Origin of the sequence: Psychromonas sp. CNPT3 (genome assembly GCF_000153405.2) — a bacterium.
Taxonomy (GTDB): Bacteria; Pseudomonadota; Gammaproteobacteria; order Enterobacterales; family Psychromonadaceae; genus Psychromonas.
This window is the reverse complement of the sequence record NC_020802.1, coordinates 2,278,151-2,302,270: the sequence shown is the minus strand read 5'-3', so window position 1 is coordinate 2,302,270 and position 24,120 is coordinate 2,278,151. Positions and strand designations below refer to the sequence as shown.

The window sequence follows — 24,120 nt, the reverse complement described above, 5'->3', positions numbered from 1 at the left end:
TTTAACCCCATTCTATTGATGATAATGTTTATGTAAAGGTATATTTGTTATTGGTTATTGATAAATTAGTTGATTTACCTGATGATTGTTTCAACTTGATATGGCAAAGCATCTTTAAAGGAACATTATGAGCGCACAATATATTCAAACACAGCAACAAATTAGCACTGTAAAACAAATATTTTCAATGCAACTTGAAAATGAATTAGGTTTAATCGAAGTACAAGCACCTATTTTGGCGAAAGTGGGTGATGGCATCCAAGATAGTTTAAGTGGCTCAGAAAAAGCCGTTGCTGTAAAAGTGAGTTCTTTACCCGTATCAGACCAAAATTTTGAAGTGGTGCACTCTCTTGCAAAATGGAAACGCAAAACGCTTGCGGAGCATAACTTCCAAATTGGACAAGGCTTATATACACATATGAAAGCATTACGTCCGGATGAAGAATCATTGAGTCCTATCCACTCTGTCTATGTTGATCAGTGGGATTGGGAAGCGGTGATCTCGGAAAAAGAAGATCGCAGCATTGATTTCTTAAAACGCACGGTAAACACTTTATACCAAGCGATTAAAAAAACAGAATCACGTTTACAAGAATTATATGCATTAACGCCTTTTCTACCTGAAAAAATAACGTTTATGCACTCTCAAGATTTACTGGATCAATATCCTGACTTAGATTCTAAAGGTCGTGAACGTGCTGCGGTAAAAGAGTTCGGCGCTGTCTTCCTGATTGGTATTGGTGGATTATTATCGAATGGTGAATTCCATGATGTACGTGCACCCGATTATGATGATTGGTCAACACAAACAGATGCGAAATACCCTGGTTTAAACGGCGACATTTTAGTTTGGAACCCTATCCTAAAAGATGTATTTGAAATTTCATCAATGGGCATTCGCGTTAGCCCTGACGCATTGAAAAAACAACTAGAAATTTGTGGTGATAGTGCGCGTCTACAGATGCCTTGGCATAAAATGCTGGTGGAGTCTAAATTGCCACAAACAATAGGTGGCGGTATCGGACAATCTCGTTTAGCGATGTTATTGTTACAAAAGCAGCATATTGGACAAGTACAAGTAGGCGTTTGGCCTGAGATGTTAAAACAGAGTGTGCCTGCCATTCTTTAATATTAATGAATAAAAGAGAGAGAGCGTTGCTCTCTTTTATTTTATTATCCATAGGCCACATTAAATAACAATAAAAAAAGCTAACATCTTAATCTTATTAAATATTTACTGCCAAACCTTGTAAACTATGCCACTATGAAGGCATAAAAAGTGGTGCATTGCACCTTCCTATGTCGTCTTTATCTGCTTAGACAAGCTAAAATGCTAACTTATGCAATAATGTATACTACTAACATTTAAATATAGATTTTCGTCGACGGGTACACTTATCGAAGTGTATTTAAAAAAACACCCTAACACTGTTAACAATTCTGCAACTTAATAATTATGTATCAGGTACTTTCATTTTATTTATAAGAATGATGCTATATACTTTCTTCAAAATGAAAAACTGTTATCAAGGTGCATGTCGTTCACTGAAAAAAGAGGTTATTTATTGTGCTAAAAGCTTATCGTAAACATGTCGCAGAGCGCGCTAACTTAGGTATTGTTCCCCAACCTTTAAATGCAGAGCAAACGGCTGCTCTCGTTGAATTATTAAAAAACCCACCGCAAGGTGAAGAAGATTTTTTAATCGATTTATTAGAAAATCGCATTCCCCCTGGCGTCGATGAAGGCGCTTATGTTAAAGCGGGGTTCTTATCCGCACTGGCCGCCAAAGAGATTGTCTCGCCGATTGTATCTGCTGAGCATGCGCTAAAGTTATTGGGCACAATGCAAGGTGGTTATAATATTGAAGCCTTGATAGCGCAACTTGATAATGAGAAACTTGCGCCGATCAGTGTACATGCATTGACGCATACACTGCTGATGTTCGATGCTTTTTATGATGTTGAAGAAAAAGCGAAAGCGGGCAATATTTTTGCCCAACAAGTGATGCAAGCTTGGGCTGATGCACTTTGGTTTACGTCAAAACCTGTCGTAGCAGAAAAAATCACGATGACCGTCTTTAAAGTGACGGGTGAAACTAACACTGATGATTTATCTCCCGCGCCCGATGCTTGGTCTCGCCCCGATATTCCTTTACATGCATTGGCAATGTTAAAAATCTCTCGCCCGGGTATTGAAGCGGATGAAGAAGGTGCGATAGGGCCTCTAAAACAAATACAAGCATTAAAAGAAAAAGGCCATAAGTTAGTTTATGTCGGTGATGTTGTGGGAACGGGCTCGTCACGTAAATCTGCAACCAACTCTGTATTATGGTTTATGGGTGATGATATTGCTTATGTACCGAATAAACGTGCAGGTGGTGTTTGTATTGGTAATAAAATCGCCCCTATTTTCTTTAATACCATGGAAGATTCTGGTGCTTTACCGATAGAAATGGATGTAAGCGCGCTAAATATGGGAGATGTTATTGATATCTATCCTTATACAGGCGTTGTAAAAAATCATGACAGTGGCGCTGAGATCACTACGTTTACATTAAAAACGAATATTATTTTAGATGAAGTGCGTGCGGGTGGACGTATTCCATTGATCATCGGACGTGGACTCACTGAGCGTGCACGTAAGTCGCTTGGTTTTGACATATCTAATGTATTTGCTCTGCCATTGGAAGAGAAAGCGTCAACGCAAGGGTATACGCTTGCACAAAAAATGGTCGGTAAAGCGTGTGCAACCAAAGGCATACGCCCTGGGCAATATTGTGAGCCTAAAATGACAACGGTAGGCTCTCAAGATACTACCGGCCCAATGACCCGTGACGAATTAAAAGATTTAGCGTGTTTAGGTTTTTCGGCAGATCTTGTGATGCAATCTTTTTGTCATACCGGTGCGTATCCTAAACCGATAGATGTGATAACACATCACACTTTACCTGACTTTATGATGGACAGAGGCGGGGTTTCTTTACGCCCGGGTGATGGCGTTATTCATTCTTGGCTAAATCGTATGTTATTACCCGATACCGTAGGCACCGGTGGCGATTCACACACCCGTTTCCCGATTGGTATCTCTTTCCCTGCAGGCTCTGGCCTCGTCGCTTTTGCAGCTGCGACGGGCGTGATGCCATTAGATATGCCAGAATCGGTGTTAGTTCGCTTTAAAGGTGAAATGCAACCGGGGATCACGCTTCGTGATCTTGTTAATGCTATTCCTTTACGCGCGATTGAAGAAGGGCTATTAACCGTTGAAAAAGAAGGTAAAATCAATGTGTTTTCAGGAAGAATTCTTGAAATTGAAGGCCTTGGGCAGTTAAAAGTAGAGCAAGCGTTTGAATTGTCTGACTCTTCAGCTGAGCGTAGCGCTGCGGGTTGCTCTATTAAACTCGACAAAGAGCCTATCATTGAATACTTAAATTCTAACATTGTGATGTTGCAATGGATGCTTGCGGAAAATTATGGCGATGTGCGTACTATTTCACGTCGTATTGAAGAGATGCAAGCGTGGATAAAAGATCCTCAATTAATGCAAGCCGATGAAGATGCGCAATATGTGTCTATTATTGACATCGATTTGAATGATATAAAAGAGCCAATTGTTGCATGTCCCAATGATCCTGATGATGTGAAACTATTGTCAAAAGTGGCCGGACAAACAATAGATGAAGTGTTTTTAGGCTCTTGTATGACAAATATAGGTCATTTCCGAGCTGCCGGTAAACTCCTTGATAATTTTAAAGGACAGCTACCGACGCGCTTGTGGATAGCCCCTCCAACTAAAATGGATGCAGCCCAACTTTCAGATGAAGGCTATTACAGTATTTTTGGTCGCGTCGGCGCGCGAACTGAAATGCCGGGTTGCTCATTGTGTATGGGAAACCAAGCTCGAGTCAGTGACAATAGCACTGTGTTTTCAACTTCTACGCGTAATTTTCCACATCGTTTAGGTAACAATGCCAATGTTTATTTGGGCTCTGCGGAACTTGCTGCTGTGGCTGCCATCGAAGGTAAATTACCGACGGTTGAAGTCTATATGCAATATGCAAAGCAGTTAGATGCGACCGCCGCTGACACTTATCGTTATTTGAATTTTGATAAAATTAAGAGTTATATGGATAAAGCCGCGACGATAATCCCTATCACGGAAGCATAAATGAAATATTAAGTTAATTTAAACAATTAAGTTGGTGATTTAAGTTTGATTAAAACCTGTTGTAAATTTTACAATGGGTTTTTTTATTCCTAACTATTTGATAAATAAAACGCTATATTGATTTTAAGTAATATAGTGCACATCTTAGTTTAAATCAGCTTGTTTTTTTACCAATTTTTGATAAAATTTAATAGATTAATAAAAATAGAGATTGTCTAAACAATCCATGTATATATAAATAATAATAAATTGAAATGGGTACTATTATGTTAGAAAAAAGTTTAGTTGTGGGTGAATACCACATTGACACAAGTCAAAATAGCTTAATTCATGGAAGTCGTAAGGTTTATCTAGGTCCATTGCGCACGTCTTTGCTACATTTTTTATGTAAAAATGTAAATACTGTTGTCACTCGAGAAGATTTGGCTCAGCATGTTTGGGGACGTTTAGTCACCGACCATACTATCAACCAACATATTTCTCAGTTGCGCAAAAGTATTGGTACATTAAGTTTACATGGTCTTAATATTTCAACGATCCCTAAACGTGGCTACATTGCACGTATGGAAGGTGTTGGCATATCTGAAAACAATATTGCACCGATGACTCAGTTAGAGGGATCTGCCAATGCTATTAATGCGATGAAAGTATTAGTCGTAGAAGGCGAAGCAGCTGAGCGTATTCAACTTATTGAGCAATTAGAAAGCCTTGATATCTCTTATGTCGAAGGTGTTGCAACTACCATCGAAGCAGAGCGCTCTGTGGCATTGCAAGATTTTGATCTATTGATCATCGATACATTATTATCTGAAGGTTCAGGTATTAAACTGATTAAAAATATCCGTACAGGGCAAACGTCAGCGTCTGCAGATATTAGTATTTTAAGTACACATTTTGATGTACAACGTGAACTATTAGGTCTTAATAGTTTGTTAGATGTACAAGGTTTATTATTAAAACCATTTGAAACAACACGCTTAAAACAAATGTTAATGGTTGCTAATAAATCTAATGTGATTTTAAAACCACAAGCAGCTTATGAACTTGTACCGACTAACGTACTTGAACGCTCGTTAACTTGATACTTATACCAATGGAATTTATTAAGTGATCATGTATTACGCAGGAAAAATTAGCACTAGTAAGGCATGAGTTGCAGGAGATAGTTGTTCTCACTTCAAAACTCATAACGCAGGTAGGGATGATTTTAACAAGCAAGATGGCTCACTTTTTTAGTGCCTTTGGTATTAATAGTGTTAATAAGTAAAGGTGTGCATGTTTACATGCACACCTTTTTCTTTTTTTATTTAAGGTTAAATAACCGTGGAATTTGAGTTTAGAAAAGACTTTATAAGTGGCAAAGTCAGTATAAAGACATCGATGGATCATGAAGCGTTTGCAACATGGCTAGAGATGGAAGGACAATCATTACAATGGGTTCGGTCTTTATTGCAAACTATTGAGCAGTTGCAAAACCATCAACTCAGTGACTATAAATTAGTGGGCAGTGAATTTACATTACAGCTTAGCCACAAAGAAGCGCTGATAACAAATCATCGTTTACTTGAAGACGAAGAGCTACCTGAATTTGAAGAAGCACTTTCATTTTATAATTTAGAAATAGAAGCGGGTTGTGGTTTAGAGGATTTTTGGAATTTATTGCACTCATGGTGTGAATTTATTCAAGAGTAAGCGTCAAAAAATCACGAATATTGATACATACCGATAATATTTTAAAATGAAAAACCAGTATCCCTCATAAGGCTTGTCGCTTATGAGTCAGTGCCTGATAAAGTATTTGAAGTGTTATGGGTATGCTTAAAATAAAAGGCCTTAATATTGCTATTAGGCCTTTTATTTTAAGCATTTTTTATGACTTAGTAACGATGTAGCGCTAATAGCGCAGTACCAGTGTTGCCATCCCTAAGAAGGAAAATAATCCTACGACATCGGTGACCGTGGTTAATGCCATCCCTCCTGCGAGTGCGGGATCTATTTTATATTTATGCATGATCAAAGGAATACTCACACCGGCGATACCCGCAATGGATAAATTAATAAACATAGCGCCAGCGATGATCAAACCGACGGCAATATCACCTTTCCAAAGCGTCACTGCCGTGGCAACAAAAACAGCCCACACCATACCATTTAGTACACCGATAGCCGCCTCTTTACCAATTAACCACCTTGCATTACTGCTGTTAATATGACCGACGGCAAGACCGCGGATAACTAGCGCTAAGGTTTGATTTCCTGCAATGCCACCCATGCTAGGCACAATCGTCATTAGGACTGCAAGTGTTGCCATTTGTTCGAGTGTGGCTTCAAACATATTTGAAACGGAGGCCGCAATAAAGGCGGCTAATAAATTAACAGATAACCACATAGTGCGTCTTTTGGCACTCGGAAATACGGGCGCGAAGGTATCTTCGTCATCATCCATACCTGCCATGCCCATCATAGAGTGCTCACCTGATTCACGAATAATATCGACCACATCATCAATGGTAATACGTCCGAGAAGTTGGTTGTTGGTATCGACGACGGGGGCTGAGATCCAATCGTGACGTTGGAAAAGTTTAGCTATTTCTTTTTCATCCATCGCAACGAGTAGCATTTCTGTTTGACTATTCATAACCTCGGCAACCGAGAGTGACGGATCGACAGTAAGTAAAGTTGAAAGAGGCACATCACCAATTAACTGGTCGTTTACATCAACAACATAAAGTGTATCGGTTGTTTCAGGTAATTCGCCTTTTAAGCGTAAATACCGCAGCACCACATCAATAGAAACATCCGGTCTCAAGGTGATTGTGTCGGTATTCATGATAGAGCCAGCAGTATCTTCGGGGTAAGCGAATGCTTGCTCTACGCGGTGCCTGTCTTGCTCTGCCATTTGTTCTAAAACGGCTTGATAAAGACTATTTGGAATACCACGTAAAATATAGGCAAGTTCATTACTTTCCATGCCCTCTGTTGCAGCCACCAGATCACTGGCTTTCATTAAACTAATAATACCGTCTTTGGCATCTTCATTTAATTCTTCAAGGATCTCACCTTGTTGGTCGTGATCAGTTAAATTCCAGAGGATTTTACGGTTTGCGGGGGGGGAAGATTCAAGTAACAATGCCACATCACAGGCTGGCATTTTTTCAAGTAGACGACGTGTTGAGACAAACATACCACTTTCTAAAGCGTTATTAACTTCGATTAGGCGTTGCTGGGCATTTTGTAAATCACTGTTTTCCAACATGGAGTGGCCCCTTTTCCTTATGCTTAAGCTAACTTAGCGATGCAATAGCCTAAGTCTACTTTTGTGTATGGCCTTTAAATTCGGCTCTTATTTTGTTGTTTTTATATTATAGTAAGTCAAGACACCTTGTTTGCTTAGCGATCTTATGTATTTTACCGCTTAAGTTATTGCGTATTGTAGAGATTTGTTTGCTGATAGCTACTGCTTTATCGTTATTTTAAACATTTATGTTCAATTTGTACCGGGTAATGATTTTTAAAGCGCTTCGCCAGTTGCTCCGCGACATAAACGGAGCGATGCTTTCCACCAGTACACCCAATTGCAATGGTGACATAATGACGATTATTATTTTCTAAATGTCCAAGCCATGATTGGAATAAATTATCGATTTGATTAATCGTTTGCTTTACGACGGGAAAGGCATCTAAATACTCTTCGATGCAAGGATCAAGTCCGGTATATTGTCGTAAGTCTTCTTGCCAGTGTGGGTTAGGCAAAAAACGCACATCAAACATGTAATCAGCATCTTCGGGATGCATATATTTAAAACCAAAGGATTGAATGACTAAAAGAAGTTTACTTTTACTGCTACCTTGTAAATAAATTTTTAAACGCTCATTGAGATCATGAATAGATAGGGTCGTAGTATCAATAACGAGAGAGGCTTTCTCTTTGATAGGTTGTAACAGTAAGTGCTCTAATTCTAATGCTTGTGATAAGGACATTTTTTGCTTAGAAAGAGGATGTAATCGTCTGGTTTCGCTATAGCGCCGAATAAGCTCTGTACTGTCAGCATCAATGTAAATGATGTCGCTTTCGACTTTGTCTTGCAAGCGTTGCAATAAATCAGCTATCTGCGAGGATTCACCGGGAAGATTACGTACGTCTAAGCTAATCGCCACTTTATTGTGCTTAGCATCGACATTTTCTAATAATTGTTCAAGTAAGGCAAAAGGGATCCCATCAATACAGTTATAACCCAGATCTTCAAGCACATGTAGTGCGATAGTTTTACCCGATCCAGAGCGGCCACTGATGATGATTAACTTCATAGTTAAGATCCCTTAATTGATTTTTAATTACATTGTAAGCATTCAAACAATATTTTATCGTCGGTCGCACTTCTTAATTGGCGTAAGAGTGTTTTATCTAATAATTTTTCACTGATGGTTGCAAGCGCGCTTAAATACTCTTGGCAACGATCTTCGGGCACAAAGATAGCAAATAAAATATCCACACTTTTACCATCTGATGCATCATAATCAATACCCTTTTGGCATTGTAAAAAAACACCTGTTGCGGGTAAGTCGCTGGAAATTTTAATATGTGGGATCGCAACACCAGAGCCAACCGCTGTTGAGCCGATTTTTTCTCGGGCAATGAGTTCATTAAAGAGAACTTGATGATCAAGGTTCAATGTTTTAGCCGCACTAATACTTATTTTTTCTAAAGCCGATTTTTTGCTGTTGCAATTTACTTGGCTAAAGACTGAATCTTCAGTTATTAAGGTAGATATTTTCATAGGGATCACTTTTTTTCTGTTCAATAGATGCAACAGAGATAATCATCTTTATTTTAAACAAGCTGATGTATAAATATTAAGCGTTTAAATAACGCAATAATAACAATAACATTAACATGAACGATGCGCTCCTAGCTATTTTTTTGCTAAGCGCTTTTTCTTTTTATTGAAAAGGCGCGAGTTTAGCAGGTTGTAAGTGCATTGCCATGTGTAAATCACTATTTTTTAATTTTTATCATACTTATAACTCATTATAGTGCATTAAATTAACTGTTTTCTTTGATTTGACGGGGGGATGCCTAAGGATTCTCGATATTTTGCAACGGTACGTCGAGCCACTTTAATACCTTGATCATCAAGTAATTTTGTCATTTTGTTATCACTTAATGGTTTGTTATTAGGTTCGCTTGCGACTAATTTTTTAATTAAAGCGCGAATAGCGGTGGACGAGCACTCTCCGCCACTTTCTGTCGCCACATGACTTGAGAAGAAAAATTTTAATTCATAAATACCACGTGGCGTATGCATAAATTTTTGGGTGGTGACGCGAGAGATTGTTGATTCGTGCATTTCGACTTCAAAGGCGACATCATTGAGTACCATCGGCTTCATCGCTTCATCACCGAGTTCAAAAAAATCTTGTTGCTGCTCTACAATGCATTTTGAAACCTTTAATAAGGTATCATTACGACTTTCTAAACTTTTGATAAACCACTTTGCTTCTTGTAAATGGCCTTTAATAAATGCGTTGTCAGCTTTACTGATCTTGCCTTTACAAAGGTCTGCATAATGTTGGTTTATAGATAAATTTGGATCACAGTCTTGATTTAAAGAGACGCACCATTGATCCGCTATTTTTTTTACATACACATCTGGCACAATATATTGCGCCTGACTGCTCTCTATTTTATTACCTGGGCGAGGCTCAAGGCTTTGTATTAAACGCATAATATGGGCTAATTGTGCTTCTTTTAATTTAGTCTTTCGTGCCAACGTTCGATAATCACGGCTTGCTAAAAGTTGCATATGTTGATCAAGGATCATTAACGCTTCTTGGCGCCAAGGCGTATCTTCACTTAGATTTCGTAATTGAATTTGTAAGCACTCTTTTGTGCCTCGAGAGGCAACGCCAACCGGGTCAAAATGTTGTATACGCTTAAGGACGGCTAATATTTCATCGAGCTCTAAATCATCTACATCTTTTTGCAAGCTTTCTAAAATGGATTCACAGCTACTGGTTAAATAGCCTGATTCATCGATAGAATCGATGATATTGGCTGCAATTAATAAATCGGTATCAGAAAAGGGAGTTAATTGCATTTGCCAAACAAGATGATCTTGTAAAGTGGTACAGGATTCGCCTTGATAAACACGATCTTCGCCATCAAAGGAGCTTCGTCCGGATGAGATGGTGGTGGTCGGAGGCGGAGTATAGGCCTCATCCCAGTTATTTTCGACCGGAAGATCATCAGAAAACTCTAGTTTAGAGATCGCCTCAGCAGTATCTATTTGACTACTATCTTGTTCTTTTTTTATGTCTTCAAGGCCACTATCATCCTCTTGCTCAAGAAGAGGATTTTCATCGAGCGCATTTTGGATCTCTTGTTGTAAGTCTAAGGTAGAAAGTTGTAATAATTTGATTGCTTGTTGTAATTGAGGGGTCATTGCAAGTTGCTGACCCATTTTCAATTGTAAACCTTGTTTTATCAAAATACTTTCTTCCTTACTAGTAGAGTTAATGACGATAACTATAGCTTAAATGCATCGCCTAAATAGACTTCTTTAACTTTGGCATTAGATAGGATCTCCTCCTGAGTTCCTATCGCGATTATTTCTCCATGGCTAACGATATATGAGTGCTGACATACATCTAATGTTTCGCGTACATTGTGATCCGTGATTAAAACGCCTAAGCCTCGATCGCGTAGTTGTTCAATAATTTTTTTAATATCGAGTACTGAAATAGGATCAACACCGGCAAAAGGTTCATCTAATAAAATAAACTTTGGATCGGTTGCGAGTGCTCTGGCTATTTCTACGCGTCGCCTTTCACCCCCAGAGAGGCTCATGCCTTTGTTATCTTTAATATGATTAATATTAAAGTCATTAAGTAACGCATTCAATTTTTCAGTGCGCTGGGCAGACGTTAGGTTTTTACGCGTTTGTAATATACCCATAATGTTTTCAGTTACGGTTAGACGTCTGAAAATAGAGGCTTCTTGAGGTAAATAACCAATCCCTTTTTGCGCTCTAATGTGCATGGGTTGATGTGAGATATCTTCATCATCAATGCATATTTTACCTTCATCTTGTTTAACCAGGCCTACCACCATGTAAAATGAGGTGGTTTTTCCTGCGCCATTTGGGCCTAATAAACCGACAATTTCACCCGTTTTAACGGTTAAATTAACGCCATTTACGACGGTGCGTCCTTTGTAACTTTTTACGAGTCCCGTTGCGATCAATTCAGCCATTTTTATTTTTCTTTTGTTGAGTTAGGTTTATTGTTGTTTTTTTCAAACTGAGCCGGTAAAAAAACCGTTTTAACCCGTTTTTCATTATTTTTATCACTCATCACAATCAACTCTTCGGTGTTTAAATAATAAATAATTTTAGCGCCGTTAATGCGACTGTCTAATTGCTTAACTTGTGCATTGCCTGTTAGCGTGATTTTAGATTTAGCGACATCATAATGAATGCTATTTGCTTGCGCATTAAAAGGCCGACCATCTTCTTGTGTTTGATAAAAAGTAGCGACGTTACCTTTTGCTAACATTTGCTCATGATTAGGCTGTGCAGTACGGGTGACAATGAGTTTATCTGCTTTTATGATAATACTACCTTGGGTGAGTAAAACATCATCAACAAAGGTAATACTATTATTTTTCATTTTGGCATGCTGACTAATAGAGCTAACATGAATAGGTTTTACATAATCTGATTCTAGCGCCCAAGCACTAAGTGAAAAGAGTAGGGCACTGCTGATCAAACCAATTTTAATTTTTTTCATTAAAATACACCGCTTTTATATTGTTTTTTACTATCATTTCGTTACTCAGTAGTGAAGCCCACATTCCGACACCTTGTTGATGCATTTGCGGACCATCCCAAGTAATAAACAGATTTGAACTGATTTCTTTTTTATCCAGCAGTAAAGTGAGCTCTTCAGTGGCTATATTTTGTATGAGTTGATCTAAACTTAGGTTTTCAACGCGCACATCATGAGTCAATTTTAATGTGTTTTCATCTTCTAATAAACCATCTTTACTACTTATCTGCCAAGTACTTATTTGATTATTATCTTTATTTCTAACATACACAATAACACGTGGATTAATAAATACGGTGTTATTTTTCTCGCTAAAAGTTGTGGCTTTATCGGCAAACATTTTGTGGCTAATATCACCTAGCGTGTCAAAATGTGTACTGCTTAAATTATAGGCAGTGTAATTTGGATTGTGTACTTTTGATATTTTATAGAGTGGCTCTGCTTTAAAATAAGACCAAAAAAGAAAAGCGATGAGCAGGGCAGCAAAAGGGATAATATGGCGTTTTTTCATTTATTTATTCACTTTTACCGGTGGTTATCTGTAATTTATGATGGCACTGTAAAAAAAGGTCGCAAATTTCACGGACAGCGCCAAAGCCACCGCGCGTTTTTGTGACTAGGTCCGCACCTTGTATCACTAACGGATGAGCATCGTTAACGGCCACTCCCAGCCCGCATGCTTGAATAACGGGTAAATCGACGACGTCATCACCGATATAAGCGACTTCTGATGCATTTAAGTTCAGCTTAGTAAGTAAAGATTGATAAACACTTAATTTATCTTCTTTACCTTGAAAAATAAGAGAGACACCTAAAGCTTGCATTCGATTGGCGACAATATTTGATTGTCTGCCGGTAATAATAGCAATCTCGATCCCTTGCTGCATAATCGCTTTCATACCGAAACCATCTTTTGTATGAAAGGCTTTCAATTCTTCGCCTTGGTTACCTAAATAGATACGGCCATCTGAAAACACACCATCAACATCACAGATAAGGAGTTTTATTTTTTTGGCGCGTTGATAATTGACCGCGCTGATGTTTCCGTAAGGTGTTTCGATCATTGTATTTCTCGTTAGCTAAGGTATTAAAAGACATTGTTACGGTTATCAGTAAAAAAATAAAGACTTAAGTGCTGATAATGTCTTATTTTAGCTAACATCGATAAGTAGAGTGTAAAAAAATATTTTTTATCAAAGTAAACGAAGGTTTATAGATTTAAAGTTTGTATAAAAAAGCGTGCCTTATTACACTGTCATTAGTTTTGTTCACTACGTAGATATATTTAATGAAAAAAGACATTCATTTACAGATAAAGAAAATGCACTTTAGTCGTTCTGGACGGGTGTTGTTTGATCAATTAGATTTCGAATTCGAACGTGGGAAAATAACGGCTATCTTAGGCCCCAGCGGTATAGGTAAAACAACCTTGCTCAAATTAATTGGTGGCCAGTTGCGCGGTAGCAGTGGCGAAATTATTTTTAACGATATACCTATCCATGATTGCGACCAAAAAACACTTTTTGATGCGCGTAAAAAAATGGGTATGTTATTTCAAAGTGGTGCTTTGTTTAATGAACTAAGTGTTTTTGAAAATGTGGCTTTCCCATTACGCGAGCATTATCAACTCGATGAGGCGTTATTAAAAACATTAGTATTGATGAAGCTTGAAGCGGTTGGTTTACGTGGTGTGCAACATTTATTACCCATAGAGTTATCGGGTGGGATGGCAAGACGTGTTGCATTGGCGCGGGCCATTGCTTTAGATCCTGAAATGATCATGTATGATGAACCTTTTACCGGACAAGATCCTATCTCAATGAATGTGTTATTAAAACTAGTGAAACAGTTAAATAAAACATTAGGTCTCACCTCTATTATTGTTTCTCATGATGTCGATGAAGTGCTATCGATTGCAGATAATGTGTATGTACTTGCACAAGGCGAGATTATTGCGCAAGGCAGTGTCGATGTATTATTAAAAGAAAAAGATAATGCATTATTACAGCAGTTTCTACTTGGTCTTAGTGATGGCCCTGTGCCATTTCATGCAAAGGCAGAACCCTTTAAAACCGAATTGGCTAAGGTTAATCTATGAATTGTTCTTTTGTCAGTGCGGTAGGGCGAGAAAGTCTCGCCTTGATACAAGTGAGTGGGCGTGCGTGTCTTTTATTAACGCGCACATTGTGTGTAAAGCCTCATAAAAAATTGTTTTCATTATTTATTGTACAAATATTCCAACTGGGTATTTTATCTTTGCCTATTATATTAACGGCAGGATTATTCATTGGTATGGTGCTGAGTTTACAAGGCTATTATGTGTTGGTGGCTTATGCTGCAGAAGAAAACCTAGGCAGCATGGTCGCATTGTCCTTATTGCGAGAATTAGGGCCCGTTGTGAGCGCCTTACTTTTTGCAGGGCGCGCAGGCTCTGCGTTAACGGCTGAAATTGGCTTAATGCAAAGCACTGAGCAGCTTGCAAGTATGGAAATGATGGGCGTATCGCCTTTAAAGCGCGTACTAGCACCGCGTTTATTAGCGGGCGTAATAACACTACCAATGTTGACACTACTCTTTAATGTATTTGCGATATGGGGTGGGTATTTAATTGGCGTTCATTGGATGGGGATTGATGCAGGTTCATTCTGGTCGGTCATGCAGGGCAGTGTTGATTTATTTTCTGATGTGGGTAACGGCATTATTAAAAGTGTTATTTTTGCATTAATAATCACTTGGGTTGCGTTATATAACGGCTATTACGTTATCCCCAATGCTCAAGGAATAAGTCGCTCTACGACGACAACTGTTGTTGTCTCATCGTTATTAATATTGGCGATGGATTTTATTTTAACCGTATTTATGTTTGGGATGTAATTGATGTCAGCAAAAAAAATATCAGAAAAAAGAATTGAATTTTGGGTGGGGTGCTTTGTTATCGCCTCATTAATTGCTTTTGCGTTACTGGCATTTAATATCGCGGGTATTTCATTAAAAGGGCAGGGTAAAAGTTATACCTTATATGCAAGCTTTACCAATATTGGAGGCCTTAAAGAGCGCTCCCCAGTCAAATTAGGTGGCGTTGTAGTAGGGCGCGTTGAAGAGATAAGCCTTGATGTTCAAAATTATATGCCTCGCGTGCGCTTATCGATGTATGCACAAAAAGGCTATTATTCCGACACTTCTTCACTTTCAATTTTAACATCTGGCCTTTTAGGTGAGCAATACCTTAGTATTACTCCCGGGTTTATGGATGAGGAGAGCGAAATGTTAAGTGATGGAGATAGTATAGATGATACAAAATCGGCATTAATACTTGAAGATTTAATTGGTCAATTTATTTATTCAATGCAAAAGGACGATTAATGCGTATATTACTGAGTGCTGTTTTATTGTTATTTACGAGTATGGTTTCGAGTCAAAGTATTGATATGAGCAACCCTAACACGGTGATCAAAGAGGTATCAAGACAAACATTTGCGCGTCTTGAGCGTGATGCTACGCTCCTTAAAAACGATCCCACACTGATAAAAAAAGTAATAGCAGAGCAACTATTACCTTATTTTGATTATAAATATGCAGCGTATAAAGTGATGGGGGTGCATTTGCGGGAAACCAGCAAAGCACAACGTCAACACTTCGTTAATGCGTTTAAAGAATATTTAGTCAATGCCTATGGGCATTTGTTAATGGGCTTTAAAAATCAGCAATTAAAAATAATAGAGGTTTCTAATTTTTCTTCTAAACGTATTATTACTATTCCGGTAAGAGTGACCGATGAAGCGCAACAAGTGACTAAAATTGCCTTTAAATTACGTAAAAATAAAAAAACAGGGCAGTGGAAAGTATTTGATGTCATGGCTGAAGGCATTAGTATGCTACAGACAAAACAATCTGAATTGACGGGTTTAATACAGAAAAAAGGCATTGATCATGTGATTGATCTATTAGAAACTAAAAACACTGAGTTTTCCTCGTGACTAATCACTCAAATCACGAGACAATATGTTTACAGGGGGATTTGTCTTTAGCGAACTTATCGTTAAAAAACTATCCTACACTAAGTACTTATGAAACAATAAAAACAATAGAGTTACAAAAGTTAGATAATATAGATTCTGCTGGGCTTGCTTATTTAGTACAAATAAAAAGTCATTTTCCAAGTATCGTATTGACAGGTGTTTCTCAAAAAACACAGATATTATCGCATTTATATGGCGTAAATTTTATTTTTACAGAGTAGGTTTAAATGAATATTGAACAAATGAAAGACAAATTAGAAAATGCATTACAACTAGATGAATGCATTGTTAAAGGTGAAAATGGCCATTTTCAAGTGATTGCGGTCAGTGATATTTTTACGCCGTTAACACGGGTTAAGAAACAACAGTTAATTTATGCTGTTTTTGTCGATGAAATAGCAACGAATGCGATTCATGCATTAACGATAAAAGCATTGACGCCAGCAGAATGGCAAAAGCAAAAACATTTTATTTAGTATTGGTAAGGGAAATTCATGGATCAGTTTTTAATTCAAGGTGGCGGCCCGTTAAACGGTGAGGTCACCATCTCAGGCGCTAAAAATGCAGCACTACCTATTCTTTTTTCAACATTACTTTCAAAAGGGGAGTTACATTTAACCAATGTCCCTCTTTTAAAAGATATCTCTACGACGTTGGAATTACTTCGCGAACTGGGCGCTACGACATCTGAAGATGGACATAGTGTACATATAGATGCATCTACTGTAAAAAACTATACGGCTTCTTATGAGCTCGTACGCAGTATGCGCGCTTCTATTTTAGCATTAGGGCCACTTGTAGCCCGCTTTGGTAAAGCGGATATTTCTTTACCGGGTGGTTGTGCTATTGGCGCGCGTCCGGTGAATTTACATATCCACGGTTTAGAGCAAATGGGCGCAACGATTAAAGTTGAAGATGGCTTTATTAAAGCGCGCGTAGATGGTCGCTTAAAAGGCTGTCATCTTTATATGGATATGGTCAGTGTAACTGGCACCGCTAACTTGATGATGGCAGCGGTACTCGCTGAAGGCACAACAACGATTGAAAATGCAGCTAAAGAGCCTGAAATTGTGGATCTCGCTAAATTTATCAATGGCATGGGTGGGAAAATAAGTGGTGTCGGCACTGAGACGATTGTTATCGAAGGTGTTGAATCACTGGGTGATTGTCATTATGAAATCCTACCGGATCGCATTGAAACGGGGACTTTCCTTGTGGCTGGCGCGGTCAGCGGTGGTAAAGTAAAATGTGTCAAAACAGATCATCGTCTATTAACCGCGGTATTGGTTAAATTAGAAGAAGCAGGCGCGTTAGTTACGATGGACGACGACTGGATCGAAGTCGATATGATCGGGCGTGAGCTTAAGTCGGTCAATATCACGACGGCGCCATATCCTGCATTCCCAACGGATATGCAAGCGCAATTTACATTGTTAAATACAGTGGCAAAAGGCACCGGCCGTATTAAAGAAAATATCTTTGAAAATCGTTTTATGCATGTTCCTGAACTACAACGTATGGGCGCAAACATTGAACTTGATGGTAATTTAGCGATTTGTGGTGATCATGATCGTTTAACCGGAGCTAAAGTGATGGCGACGGATTTACGCGCCTCAGCAAGTCTTGTTATTGCGGGCTTAATCGCTAAAGGTGAGACAATTGTTGATGAAATTTATCATATTGATCGTGGCTATGAAGCGATTGAAGATAAGCTTATCCCTTTAGGGGCTAAAATGCAGCGAGTGACCGGCAGATAAGGCCTTAAGCAAGTGAAAAAAAGAGAGCTTAGGCTCTCTTTTTTATTTTGTGACGATAGGTAAATTTACGTATTTTCATTTTAACTAACGATGCATTATCAGTGACGCGATCGGATTTCTGTTTAAGGTGAAATCCTTGCTAATGCTTATTCCCCAGCGTAATACATGGAAACTTAATTAATTCCATGGGTATAAAAGACGCTTAATGACTTTCTGCGTTAATATTAGCGTTGATAGTCAAATTCACCGACGATAACATTAAGTTTAATTTCATCGCCTTTACGTAGCAGTGTTAAGGTTATCTCTGTCCCCGGTTTAAACTCGGCAACTTTATCTAATGTCGACACAAAATCATTGGCTTTTTCACCATTAATCTTAAGTAAGATATCGCCTTTTTGTACGCCGGCAGTGTCAGCAGGGCCCCCTTCTGCTAAAAACTCAACAATCAGATTGTCTTGCGCTTTTAAGCCCCATAAACGTGCGAGAATAGGATCTAGTTTTTTACCTTGGATCCCTAAAGAGCCTCGGATAACGCGTCCATACTTTATTAAACTATGTAAAATACGATTGGCTAATTTATATGGGATCGCAAAACTAATGCCATTACTAACATTGTGTTTATTGCTGTAAAACTCTGAGGTGTTAATGCCGACTAACTCGCCACGGCTGTTGATCAAAGCCCCTCCAGAATTTCCTGCATTAATGGCCGCATCTGTTTGTAAAAAATCTTGGCGACCCGATGAGCTCATACCATTACGGCCTGTGGCACTAATGATCCCTTGGGTTATTGTTTGACCTAAGTTATAAGGATTACCAATAGCTAATACAATATCGCCAACTTGTGGATTATATTTGGTATTTTGTGGGATGATCGGTAGATTCTTGCCGTCAATTTGCAGTACTGCTAAATCGGTTAAAGGATCACTTCCAATGATGTTTGCGGTAAAAAGACGGCCATCTTGTAGGGCGATTAAAATCTGATCTGCTTGGGCAATAACATGATAATTGGTCACGATGTAGCCATTGCTACTGACAATGATCCCTGAGCCAAGACCGGTAGGCTTTAAGTGCTTGGCTGTATCAATGGTAGAATTTGTATATTGTTGTGAATAGATATTAACGACGGCAGGTGATGCTTTTTTTACGGCGTCATGATAACTCATTACCTGATCATTATTGAGGAAGTCACTTATGCTTTGTTTATATTTTACGCCTTGTAAAAGGACGACCGCAAAAAGAAGCCCCCAAAAAACAGGTTTTAAAAAATAGAAAAAGTAAGTTTTAAATTGCATATTAAACCATCAAGAAAGATCAACTAAAACGTTATATTACCTTTTTTTTATATCCACGTTTCATTTTTATTAAGATCTCTTTATAAATAAGAAAAAAATGAGATTTGTAACAAAAGAAGCTGAAAAATAGTGATAAAAAAAAGGTAATAATTATACCCAGGTTACCTCCGAAAAGGGTAGCCAACTTGAACTTATCTTGGGTATAAACATAAAAAAAGCACTACGTTATCGTAGTGCTTTTTTAAATACTAAAAACAAATATTAAGCAATAACGTGAACTGATGCTGTATTTGTTGTACCTGAAGGCACTAATGATCCAGAAACCATTACCACTTTATCGCCAGCTTCAACAAGGCCAAGTTCTTTAGCAATGTTCATACCTAAAGTATAAAACGCTTCAACAGAGTCTTGTTTCTCGATGATTTGTGCTAACACACCTTTTGAAAGAGCAAGTTGCTGCGCTGTTTTAGGGTTACTTGTTAATGCTAAAATAGTAGCACTAGGGAAGTATTTACGTAAAGAGCGTGCTGATTTACCTGCACCGGTAGCAACAATAATAAGTTTTGCATTAAGTTGCTCTGCATTATTTACTGCACCATTACATACTGTTTCTGTAATACGAAGATTAGTATTACTAACGGCCGCGCGTGAAGGCATAACGGCATCAGTACGTGTACAAATAGTTGCCATGATTTCAACAGCTTCTGCAGGGTATTTACCTTTTGCTGATTCGCCAGAAAGCATAACTGCATCTGTACCATCTAAAATAGCATTGGCAACATCACCCGCTTCAGCGCGTGTTGGACGTGGGTTTTTGATCATAGAATCAAGCATTTGTGTTGCTGTAATAACAGGCTTACGTGCAGCATTCGCTTTTTCAATCATCATTTTTTGTGCAAAGATAACTTCTTCAACAGCAATTTCAACACCTAAGTCACCACGAGCAACCATGATAGCGTCAGAAACTTCTAAGATCTCATCAAAATTATCAACACCTTCTTGGTTTTCAATTTTAGAGATAATTTGGATGTTTTCACCACCATTCGCTTTTAATAATGCACGGATTTCGAGTACATCTTCTTTTTTACGAATAAATGATGCAGCAATAAAGTCAACATTTTGCTCACAACCAAAGATCAAGTCGCCTTTATCTTTTACAGAAAGAGCGGGTAGTTGTACTTTTACGCCAGGTAGATTAACACCTTTATTTTCACCAAGATCACCGGTGTTTTCAACGCGGCAAAGCACATCGCCATTGGCAATGCTTATTACTGTCATTTCAATAAGACCATCATCAAGTAAAATGGTATTGCCAACACTAAGATCATTTGCGAAATCAGCATAAGTGACGGCTACAATAGTATTGTCGCCAATAATGCTTTGATTTGTTGAAAGTGTAAATTCTTGACCTGCTTGTAATGTAACATCATTACCGCCTGCAAGTTTTACAGTGCGGATCTCAGGTCCTTTAGTATCTAATAAAACAGCTACATTTTTACCAGTTTCTTGGCAAATTTCACGGATAGTTGTAATACGAGCACCATGCTCAGCGAAGTCACCATGAGAGAAATTTAGACGCATTACATTCATGCCATTGTTAACGAGTTTAGTTAACATTTCTTTAGATTCAGATTTGGGACCAATCGTACATACTATTTTAGTTTTTCTCACCGTATATTCTCCAGTAGTGATTAAGTTTTTTTTCATTAGTGTTCTAATTTTTTAATATCCATATTTTATGCGATGTATTTTACAATAAAAAAAATAAGATAAAATGATTTGTGATCATATTATGCTTTATTTAATTCTTGACTTGTTGTAGGTTTACAAAACAAGTTGTTTATAGTTGTATTAAAGCGGTTTCTTTTCTATTATTCTTCTCTTTAAAGAAACATTAGCGCAAATAATTCGTCATGGATAAAAATTACTTGTCGCCTTTTGATCCTACCCTATGTGTTCCAATTTTGGCACGTAAAGTTGCAAAAGAATGCATTTCTGTTGATCTATTGAAATGATAACGTCACAGGTTTAAAGCCTGTAAGGGATATCACGGAACTCATTGCACCCATTAAATATAAAATACCATGATATATGTTATGCGTTAGCACCTCATTACTATATGCGCAATAAGCTCTATTTGTATCAACCGCAGACAGGTAGTATCAATGCTTTTTATGATGTTTTTAACGTTAGTTATACCTACATTTACAACTCTATTTAAGGGGATATATTAAATATAATCCCAATATCAGCTATAAAATAATAAATTCACTCTATACATTTATACCTTTGATAATAAATATTAACGGCTCAGTTTGGTATTGTGCGCATAAAAAGATAATGCGTTTCGCAATTGTCATTAATATATTAAAAGATAGTTGAAAAATCAGAGTGACTAGGTTAAAAATTGAAGTCTCTTTTCTGTTAAGAAGAAGACTTGCTGTGACCCCACTTTCTCTCTATCAAGATGATCTTAAAAAACCTGAGTTTTATGCAGACGCTGAGCAAGCTAAAGCAATAAAACATTTGCAACGTTTATACGTCGATTTGCAACAACGGTGGCAGCCAAATGAGAAACAAAACATACTTACTCGCTTATTAAATAAGCATAAGCCACAAGTAAGGATCCAAGGATTGTATTTTTATGGTGGTGTCGGTCGAGGCAAAACCTATTTAATGGATCTGTTTTTTAATAGCTTACCGACGCAACGTAAATCACGTTTGCATTTTCATCATTTCATGCAGCAAGTACATGATGAACTCACTCTTTTTAGTGGGCAAAAAAATCCATTACAAAAGATAGCTAAAAAATTCGCCAAGCAAATTGATATTATTTGTTTTGATGAGTTTTTTGTTGATGATATTACCGATGCGATGATTTTAGGCGGAATATTTGAAGCGCTTTTTGCAGAAGGCGTGGTATTACTTGCAACATCAAACATTCACCCACAAGATTTGTATAAGAATGGTTTACAACGGGCGCGTTTTTTAGGGGCAATAAAATTATTACAAACGCATTGTGACGTTATAAATTTAGAAGGGGGAGTCGATTATCGCCTAGATCGATTAATGGCCTCTGAAAGGTATTACTTTCCATTAACGAATAAAGTGCAAACTCAATTAAGTGATGTTTTCAAACAATTATCAAATGGTGATAGAGTTTATTCTCAGCCTTTGAGGATAAAAAACCGCTACATTAACACGCTGGCTTACAGTCGTGATACCTTGTTAATTGAGTATTCTCAATTATGCTCAGCGCCCCGTGGTGTGGCTGATTATATTGAACTGTCTATTTTATATAGAACGATTATTGTCGTTAATATTACCCAAATGCAAGAGCAACATAATGATATGGTAAGACGCTTTATTGCGATGGTAGATGAATTTTATAATCACCATGTGGTCTTAATTATCTCTGCTGATGTACCTTTGGATAAATTGTATCAGGGAAGCCAATTAGCTTTTCAATTTACGCGTTGCATTTCACGCTTAACGGAAATGCAAAGTGAACAATACCTACAAAAAGCACACCATTTAGAGATTAATCAACACGACAATAAAAAGGTAGAGAATTAATCTGTAGCCGTTATCCATTAAATGCATTTATCCGTCGCGATCTCACTATTTACGTTTTTTTACCTTTTCAATGATAACGGCGGTCGTGCGATATCCCGTCTATTGGCTTTTAAAATGACCGATAACAGAACGATGGCATCTTTTAAGGGTATTAAATCGGTAGATAATAACTATATTGATATTTAATTTAATAATAGCGTGATCTCTGCGCTCATCTTCTGTATAATTTCGTCGCCCACCTTATCCACACCCCAAAATTTATATGGTGGATCAGACAAGCTTACATATTCGAAGGGATATGAACGGCTAATACATTTTTTGGTCATCAATAATGATGGTCATATTTTTTTTAAATCATTAATTTGGGTATAACTTAATGAAAACATTTGTTGCTAAACCTGCTGACGTAAAACGCGAGTGGTTTGTAGTTGATGCTGAAGGTAAAACTTTAGGTCGTCTTGCTACTGAAATCGCGTTGCGCCTACGTGGCAAACATAAAGTAGAATACACTCCTCATGTTGATACTGGCGATTACATCATCGTTATCAATGCTGAGAAAATTACCGTAACTGGTAATAAAGCGAAAGGTAAAATCTATTACCACCACACTGGTTTCATCGGTGGTATTAAATCAATTAGTTTTGAAGATCTTATCATTCGTGCACCAGAGCGTGTTATTGAGAAAGCTGTTAAAGGTATGTTACCAAAAGGCCCTCTAGGCCGCGCAATGTACCGTAAGTTGAAAGTTTATGCTGGAACTGAGCATCAACATTCTGCACAGCAACCACAAGTTTTAGACATCTAATAGGAATATAAAACAATGGCAAATCAATATTACGGCACTGGTCGTCGCAAGAGCTCTGTAGCTCGTGTATTTATGAAAGCAGGTAGTGGTCAAATTACTATCAACAAACGCACACTTGATGAATATTTCGCTCGTGAAACTGCTTCTATGGTTGTTTGTCAACCATTAGAGTTAGTTGGCGCAATGGAAAAATTCGACTTTAACATCACTGTTAAAGGTGGTGGTACTACTGGTCAAGCGGGCGCAATCCGTTTAGGTATTACACGTGCGTTAATGATATTTGACGAAACTTTACGTCCTGAACTACGTACTGCTGGCTTTGTTACTCGTGATTCTCGAATCGTTGAGCGTAAGAAAGTTGGTCTACATAAAGCACGTAAACGTCCACAATTCTCAAAACGTTAATATTTCGTTTTTCGAATTACAAAAACCCAGTTTATACTGGGTTTTTTTTATTTTTTTTCCCCATCGAATTTACGCTTCATTAAAAAAACACTGGCTATTAGCTCCCCATAGACGATCTTATTTTATATATTATAAAACGCCATAATAGATTTTTGATGAAATCATTCATTGTTCGCTGAGCTTTATGCGCATAAAATAATGTACCTGTGATATTTAATGTATGTGCCTAATAAGCCGGAAAGTAGTTGTTTTCGCAGTGTTATACGTGAAATTA

General features: G+C 37.8%; 24 protein-coding genes. 14 read left to right on the top strand and 10 right to left on the bottom strand.

Features of this window, described 5'->3' with window-relative positions; genetic code table 11:
• Window positions 1-127: 127 nt before the first annotated feature.
• From asnA to PCNPT3_RS10145, 4 genes are all read left to right on the top strand, one after another.
• The gene (asnA, locus tag PCNPT3_RS10160) at window positions 128-1,129 is read left to right on the top strand and encodes an aspartate--ammonia ligase (RefSeq protein ID WP_015465782.1); all 1,002 of its coding nucleotides are present in this window, start codon (window positions 128-130) and stop codon (window positions 1,127-1,129) included.
• Between the two features lie 438 nt (window positions 1,130-1,567).
• On the top strand, window positions 1,568-4,165 hold the full coding sequence (gene acnB / locus PCNPT3_RS10155; protein WP_015465781.1) for a bifunctional aconitate hydratase 2/2-methylisocitrate dehydratase: 2,598 nt from the start codon (window positions 1,568-1,570) through the stop codon (window positions 4,163-4,165).
• Between the two features lie 266 nt (window positions 4,166-4,431).
• Entirely contained in the window at window positions 4,432-5,247 is an 816-nt protein-coding gene (locus PCNPT3_RS10150) for a winged helix-turn-helix domain-containing protein (protein WP_015465780.1), read from the top strand.
• Window positions 5,248-5,488: 241 nt separating this feature from the next.
• A complete protein-coding gene (locus PCNPT3_RS10145) occupies window positions 5,489-5,857 on the top strand; it encodes a YacL family protein (RefSeq protein WP_015465779.1) in 369 nt (122 codons plus the stop codon).
• 202 nt (window positions 5,858-6,059) lie between these two features.
• On the opposite strand, the gene mgtE is transcribed toward PCNPT3_RS10145, so the two are convergent.
• The 8 genes from mgtE to kdsC all read right to left on the bottom strand — a co-directional run bounded on the left by mgtE (window position 6,060) and on the right by kdsC (window position 13,056).
• Window positions 6,060-7,421 (bottom strand): magnesium transporter, encoded by a 1,362-nt coding sequence (gene mgtE, locus PCNPT3_RS10140; RefSeq protein WP_015465778.1) that lies wholly within the window; start codon window positions 7,419-7,421, stop codon window positions 6,060-6,062.
• Window positions 7,422-7,633: 212 nt separating this feature from the next.
• On the bottom strand, window positions 7,634-8,473 hold the full coding sequence (rapZ, locus tag PCNPT3_RS10135) for an RNase adapter RapZ (protein WP_015465777.1): 840 nt from the start codon (window positions 8,471-8,473) through the stop codon (window positions 7,634-7,636).
• Window positions 8,474-8,496: 23 nt separating this feature from the next.
• Complete coding sequence (locus PCNPT3_RS10130; RefSeq protein ID WP_015465776.1) at window positions 8,497-8,943, bottom strand: PTS sugar transporter subunit IIA; 447 nt, start codon at window positions 8,941-8,943, stop codon at window positions 8,497-8,499.
• 261 nt (window positions 8,944-9,204) lie between these two features.
• Window positions 9,205-10,650, bottom strand: a complete 1,446-nt coding sequence (locus PCNPT3_RS10125) for an RNA polymerase factor sigma-54 (protein ID WP_041771527.1) — start codon at window positions 10,648-10,650, stop codon at window positions 9,205-9,207.
• Between the two features lie 41 nt (window positions 10,651-10,691).
• Window positions 10,692-11,417, bottom strand: a complete 726-nt coding sequence (gene lptB, locus PCNPT3_RS10120) for an LPS export ABC transporter ATP-binding protein (protein WP_015465774.1) — start codon at window positions 11,415-11,417, stop codon at window positions 10,692-10,694.
• A 2-nt stretch (window positions 11,418-11,419) separates the two neighbouring features.
• The gene (gene lptA / locus PCNPT3_RS10115; RefSeq protein ID WP_015465773.1) at window positions 11,420-11,953 is read right to left on the bottom strand and encodes a lipopolysaccharide transport periplasmic protein LptA; all 534 of its coding nucleotides are present in this window, start codon (window positions 11,951-11,953) and stop codon (window positions 11,420-11,422) included.
• Window positions 11,940-12,503: an LPS export ABC transporter periplasmic protein LptC gene (lptC, locus tag PCNPT3_RS10110; protein WP_015465772.1), complete on the bottom strand. Its 564-nt coding sequence runs from the start codon at window positions 12,501-12,503 to the stop codon at window positions 11,940-11,942. The genes lptA and lptC overlap by 14 nt, the downstream gene beginning before the upstream one ends.
• Before the next feature lie 4 nt (window positions 12,504-12,507).
• Complete coding sequence (kdsC, locus tag PCNPT3_RS10105) at window positions 12,508-13,056, bottom strand: 3-deoxy-manno-octulosonate-8-phosphatase KdsC (protein ID WP_015465771.1); 549 nt, start codon at window positions 13,054-13,056, stop codon at window positions 12,508-12,510.
• Between the two features lie 224 nt (window positions 13,057-13,280).
• On the opposite strand from kdsC, the gene PCNPT3_RS10100 reads away from it, so the two are divergent.
• From PCNPT3_RS10100 to murA, 7 genes are read left to right on the top strand one after another with little or no spacing between them, the layout of a single operon-like run.
• Window positions 13,281-14,090, top strand: a complete 810-nt coding sequence (locus tag PCNPT3_RS10100; RefSeq protein ID WP_015465770.1) for an ATP-binding cassette domain-containing protein — start codon at window positions 13,281-13,283, stop codon at window positions 14,088-14,090.
• On the top strand, window positions 14,087-14,866 hold the full coding sequence (gene mlaE, locus PCNPT3_RS10095) for a lipid asymmetry maintenance ABC transporter permease subunit MlaE (RefSeq protein ID WP_015465769.1): 780 nt from the start codon (window positions 14,087-14,089) through the stop codon (window positions 14,864-14,866). Before PCNPT3_RS10100 ends, mlaE begins: the two co-directional genes overlap by 4 nt.
• A 3-nt stretch (window positions 14,867-14,869) precedes the next feature.
• Window positions 14,870-15,355, top strand: coding sequence for an outer membrane lipid asymmetry maintenance protein MlaD (mlaD, locus tag PCNPT3_RS10090; protein WP_015465768.1), 486 nt, complete (start codon window positions 14,870-14,872; stop codon window positions 15,353-15,355).
• A complete protein-coding gene (locus tag PCNPT3_RS10085) occupies window positions 15,355-15,969 on the top strand; it encodes an MlaC/ttg2D family ABC transporter substrate-binding protein (protein ID WP_015465767.1) in 615 nt (204 codons plus the stop codon). The genes mlaD and PCNPT3_RS10085 overlap by 1 nt, the downstream gene beginning before the upstream one ends.
• Window positions 15,970-16,010: 41 nt before the next feature.
• Window positions 16,011-16,232 (top strand): hypothetical protein, encoded by a 222-nt coding sequence (locus PCNPT3_RS10080; RefSeq protein WP_015465766.1) that lies wholly within the window; start codon window positions 16,011-16,013, stop codon window positions 16,230-16,232.
• Window positions 16,233-16,238: 6 nt separating this feature from the next.
• A complete protein-coding gene (locus tag PCNPT3_RS10075) occupies window positions 16,239-16,487 on the top strand; it encodes a BolA family protein (RefSeq protein ID WP_015465765.1) in 249 nt (82 codons plus the stop codon).
• 18 nt (window positions 16,488-16,505) lie between these two features.
• A complete protein-coding gene (gene murA, locus PCNPT3_RS10070; RefSeq protein WP_015465764.1) occupies window positions 16,506-17,768 on the top strand; it encodes a UDP-N-acetylglucosamine 1-carboxyvinyltransferase in 1,263 nt (420 codons plus the stop codon).
• Window positions 17,769-17,992: 224 nt separating this feature from the next.
• Here murA and degS read toward each other — a convergent pair whose 3' ends face one another.
• Window positions 17,993-19,060: an outer membrane-stress sensor serine endopeptidase DegS gene (degS, locus tag PCNPT3_RS10065; RefSeq protein ID WP_015465763.1), complete on the bottom strand. Its 1,068-nt coding sequence runs from the start codon at window positions 19,058-19,060 to the stop codon at window positions 17,993-17,995.
• Between the two features lie 261 nt (window positions 19,061-19,321).
• The gene (gene pykF, locus PCNPT3_RS10060; RefSeq protein WP_232207359.1) at window positions 19,322-20,767 is read right to left on the bottom strand and encodes a pyruvate kinase PykF; all 1,446 of its coding nucleotides are present in this window, start codon (window positions 20,765-20,767) and stop codon (window positions 19,322-19,324) included.
• A 735-nt stretch (window positions 20,768-21,502) separates the two neighbouring features.
• On the opposite strand from pykF, the gene zapE reads away from it, so the two are divergent.
• The 3 genes from zapE to rpsI all read left to right on the top strand — a co-directional run bounded on the left by zapE (window position 21,503) and on the right by rpsI (window position 23,846).
• Window positions 21,503-22,636: a cell division protein ZapE gene (gene zapE, locus PCNPT3_RS10055; RefSeq protein WP_015465761.1), complete on the top strand. Its 1,134-nt coding sequence runs from the start codon at window positions 21,503-21,505 to the stop codon at window positions 22,634-22,636.
• A 376-nt stretch (window positions 22,637-23,012) separates the two neighbouring features.
• On the top strand, window positions 23,013-23,441 hold the full coding sequence (gene rplM, locus PCNPT3_RS10050) for a 50S ribosomal protein L13 (RefSeq protein WP_015465760.1): 429 nt from the start codon (window positions 23,013-23,015) through the stop codon (window positions 23,439-23,441).
• A 15-nt stretch (window positions 23,442-23,456) separates the two neighbouring features.
• Window positions 23,457-23,846, top strand: coding sequence for a 30S ribosomal protein S9 (rpsI, locus tag PCNPT3_RS10045; protein ID WP_015465759.1), 390 nt, complete (start codon window positions 23,457-23,459; stop codon window positions 23,844-23,846).
• Window positions 23,847-24,120: the final 274 nt, after the last annotated feature.

Bases quoted from the DNA above. Each gene is read 5' to 3' on its own strand.
- lptC (WP_015465772.1), bottom strand. From the start codon at position 12,503: ATGAAAAAACGCCATATTATCCCTTTTGCTGCCCTGCTCATCGCTTTT.
- murA (WP_015465764.1), top strand. From the start codon at position 16,506: ATGGATCAGTTTTTAATTCAAGGTGGCGGCCCGTTAAACGGTGAGGTC.
- rapZ (WP_015465777.1), bottom strand. From the start codon at position 8,473: ATGAAGTTAATCATCATCAGTGGCCGCTCTGGATCGGGTAAAACTATC.
- degS (WP_015465763.1), bottom strand. From the start codon at position 19,060: ATGCAATTTAAAACTTACTTTTTCTATTTTTTAAAACCTGTTTTTTGG.
- PCNPT3_RS10100 (WP_015465770.1), top strand. From the start codon at position 13,281: ATGAAAAAAGACATTCATTTACAGATAAAGAAAATGCACTTTAGTCGT.
- kdsC (WP_015465771.1), bottom strand. From the start codon at position 13,056: ATGATCGAAACACCTTACGGAAACATCAGCGCGGTCAATTATCAACGC.
- PCNPT3_RS10130 (WP_015465776.1), bottom strand. From the start codon at position 8,943: ATGAAAATATCTACCTTAATAACTGAAGATTCAGTCTTTAGCCAAGTA.
- mgtE (WP_015465778.1), bottom strand. From the start codon at position 7,421: ATGTTGGAAAACAGTGATTTACAAAATGCCCAGCAACGCCTAATCGAA.
- lptA (WP_015465773.1), bottom strand. From the start codon at position 11,953: ATGAAAAAAATTAAAATTGGTTTGATCAGCAGTGCCCTACTCTTTTCA.
- mlaE (WP_015465769.1), top strand. From the start codon at position 14,087: ATGAATTGTTCTTTTGTCAGTGCGGTAGGGCGAGAAAGTCTCGCCTTG.
- PCNPT3_RS10150 (WP_015465780.1), top strand. From the start codon at position 4,432: ATGTTAGAAAAAAGTTTAGTTGTGGGTGAATACCACATTGACACAAGT.
- PCNPT3_RS10085 (WP_015465767.1), top strand. From the start codon at position 15,355: ATGCGTATATTACTGAGTGCTGTTTTATTGTTATTTACGAGTATGGTT.
- asnA (WP_015465782.1), top strand. From the start codon at position 128: ATGAGCGCACAATATATTCAAACACAGCAACAAATTAGCACTGTAAAA.
- rplM (WP_015465760.1), top strand. From the start codon at position 23,013: ATGAAAACATTTGTTGCTAAACCTGCTGACGTAAAACGCGAGTGGTTT.
- rpsI (WP_015465759.1), top strand. From the start codon at position 23,457: ATGGCAAATCAATATTACGGCACTGGTCGTCGCAAGAGCTCTGTAGCT.
- mlaD (WP_015465768.1), top strand. From the start codon at position 14,870: ATGTCAGCAAAAAAAATATCAGAAAAAAGAATTGAATTTTGGGTGGGG.
- lptB (WP_015465774.1), bottom strand. From the start codon at position 11,417: ATGGCTGAATTGATCGCAACGGGACTCGTAAAAAGTTACAAAGGACGC.
- pykF (WP_232207359.1), bottom strand. From the start codon at position 20,767: ATGAAAAAAAACTTAATCACTACTGGAGAATATACGGTGAGAAAAACT.
- PCNPT3_RS10075 (WP_015465765.1), top strand. From the start codon at position 16,239: ATGAATATTGAACAAATGAAAGACAAATTAGAAAATGCATTACAACTA.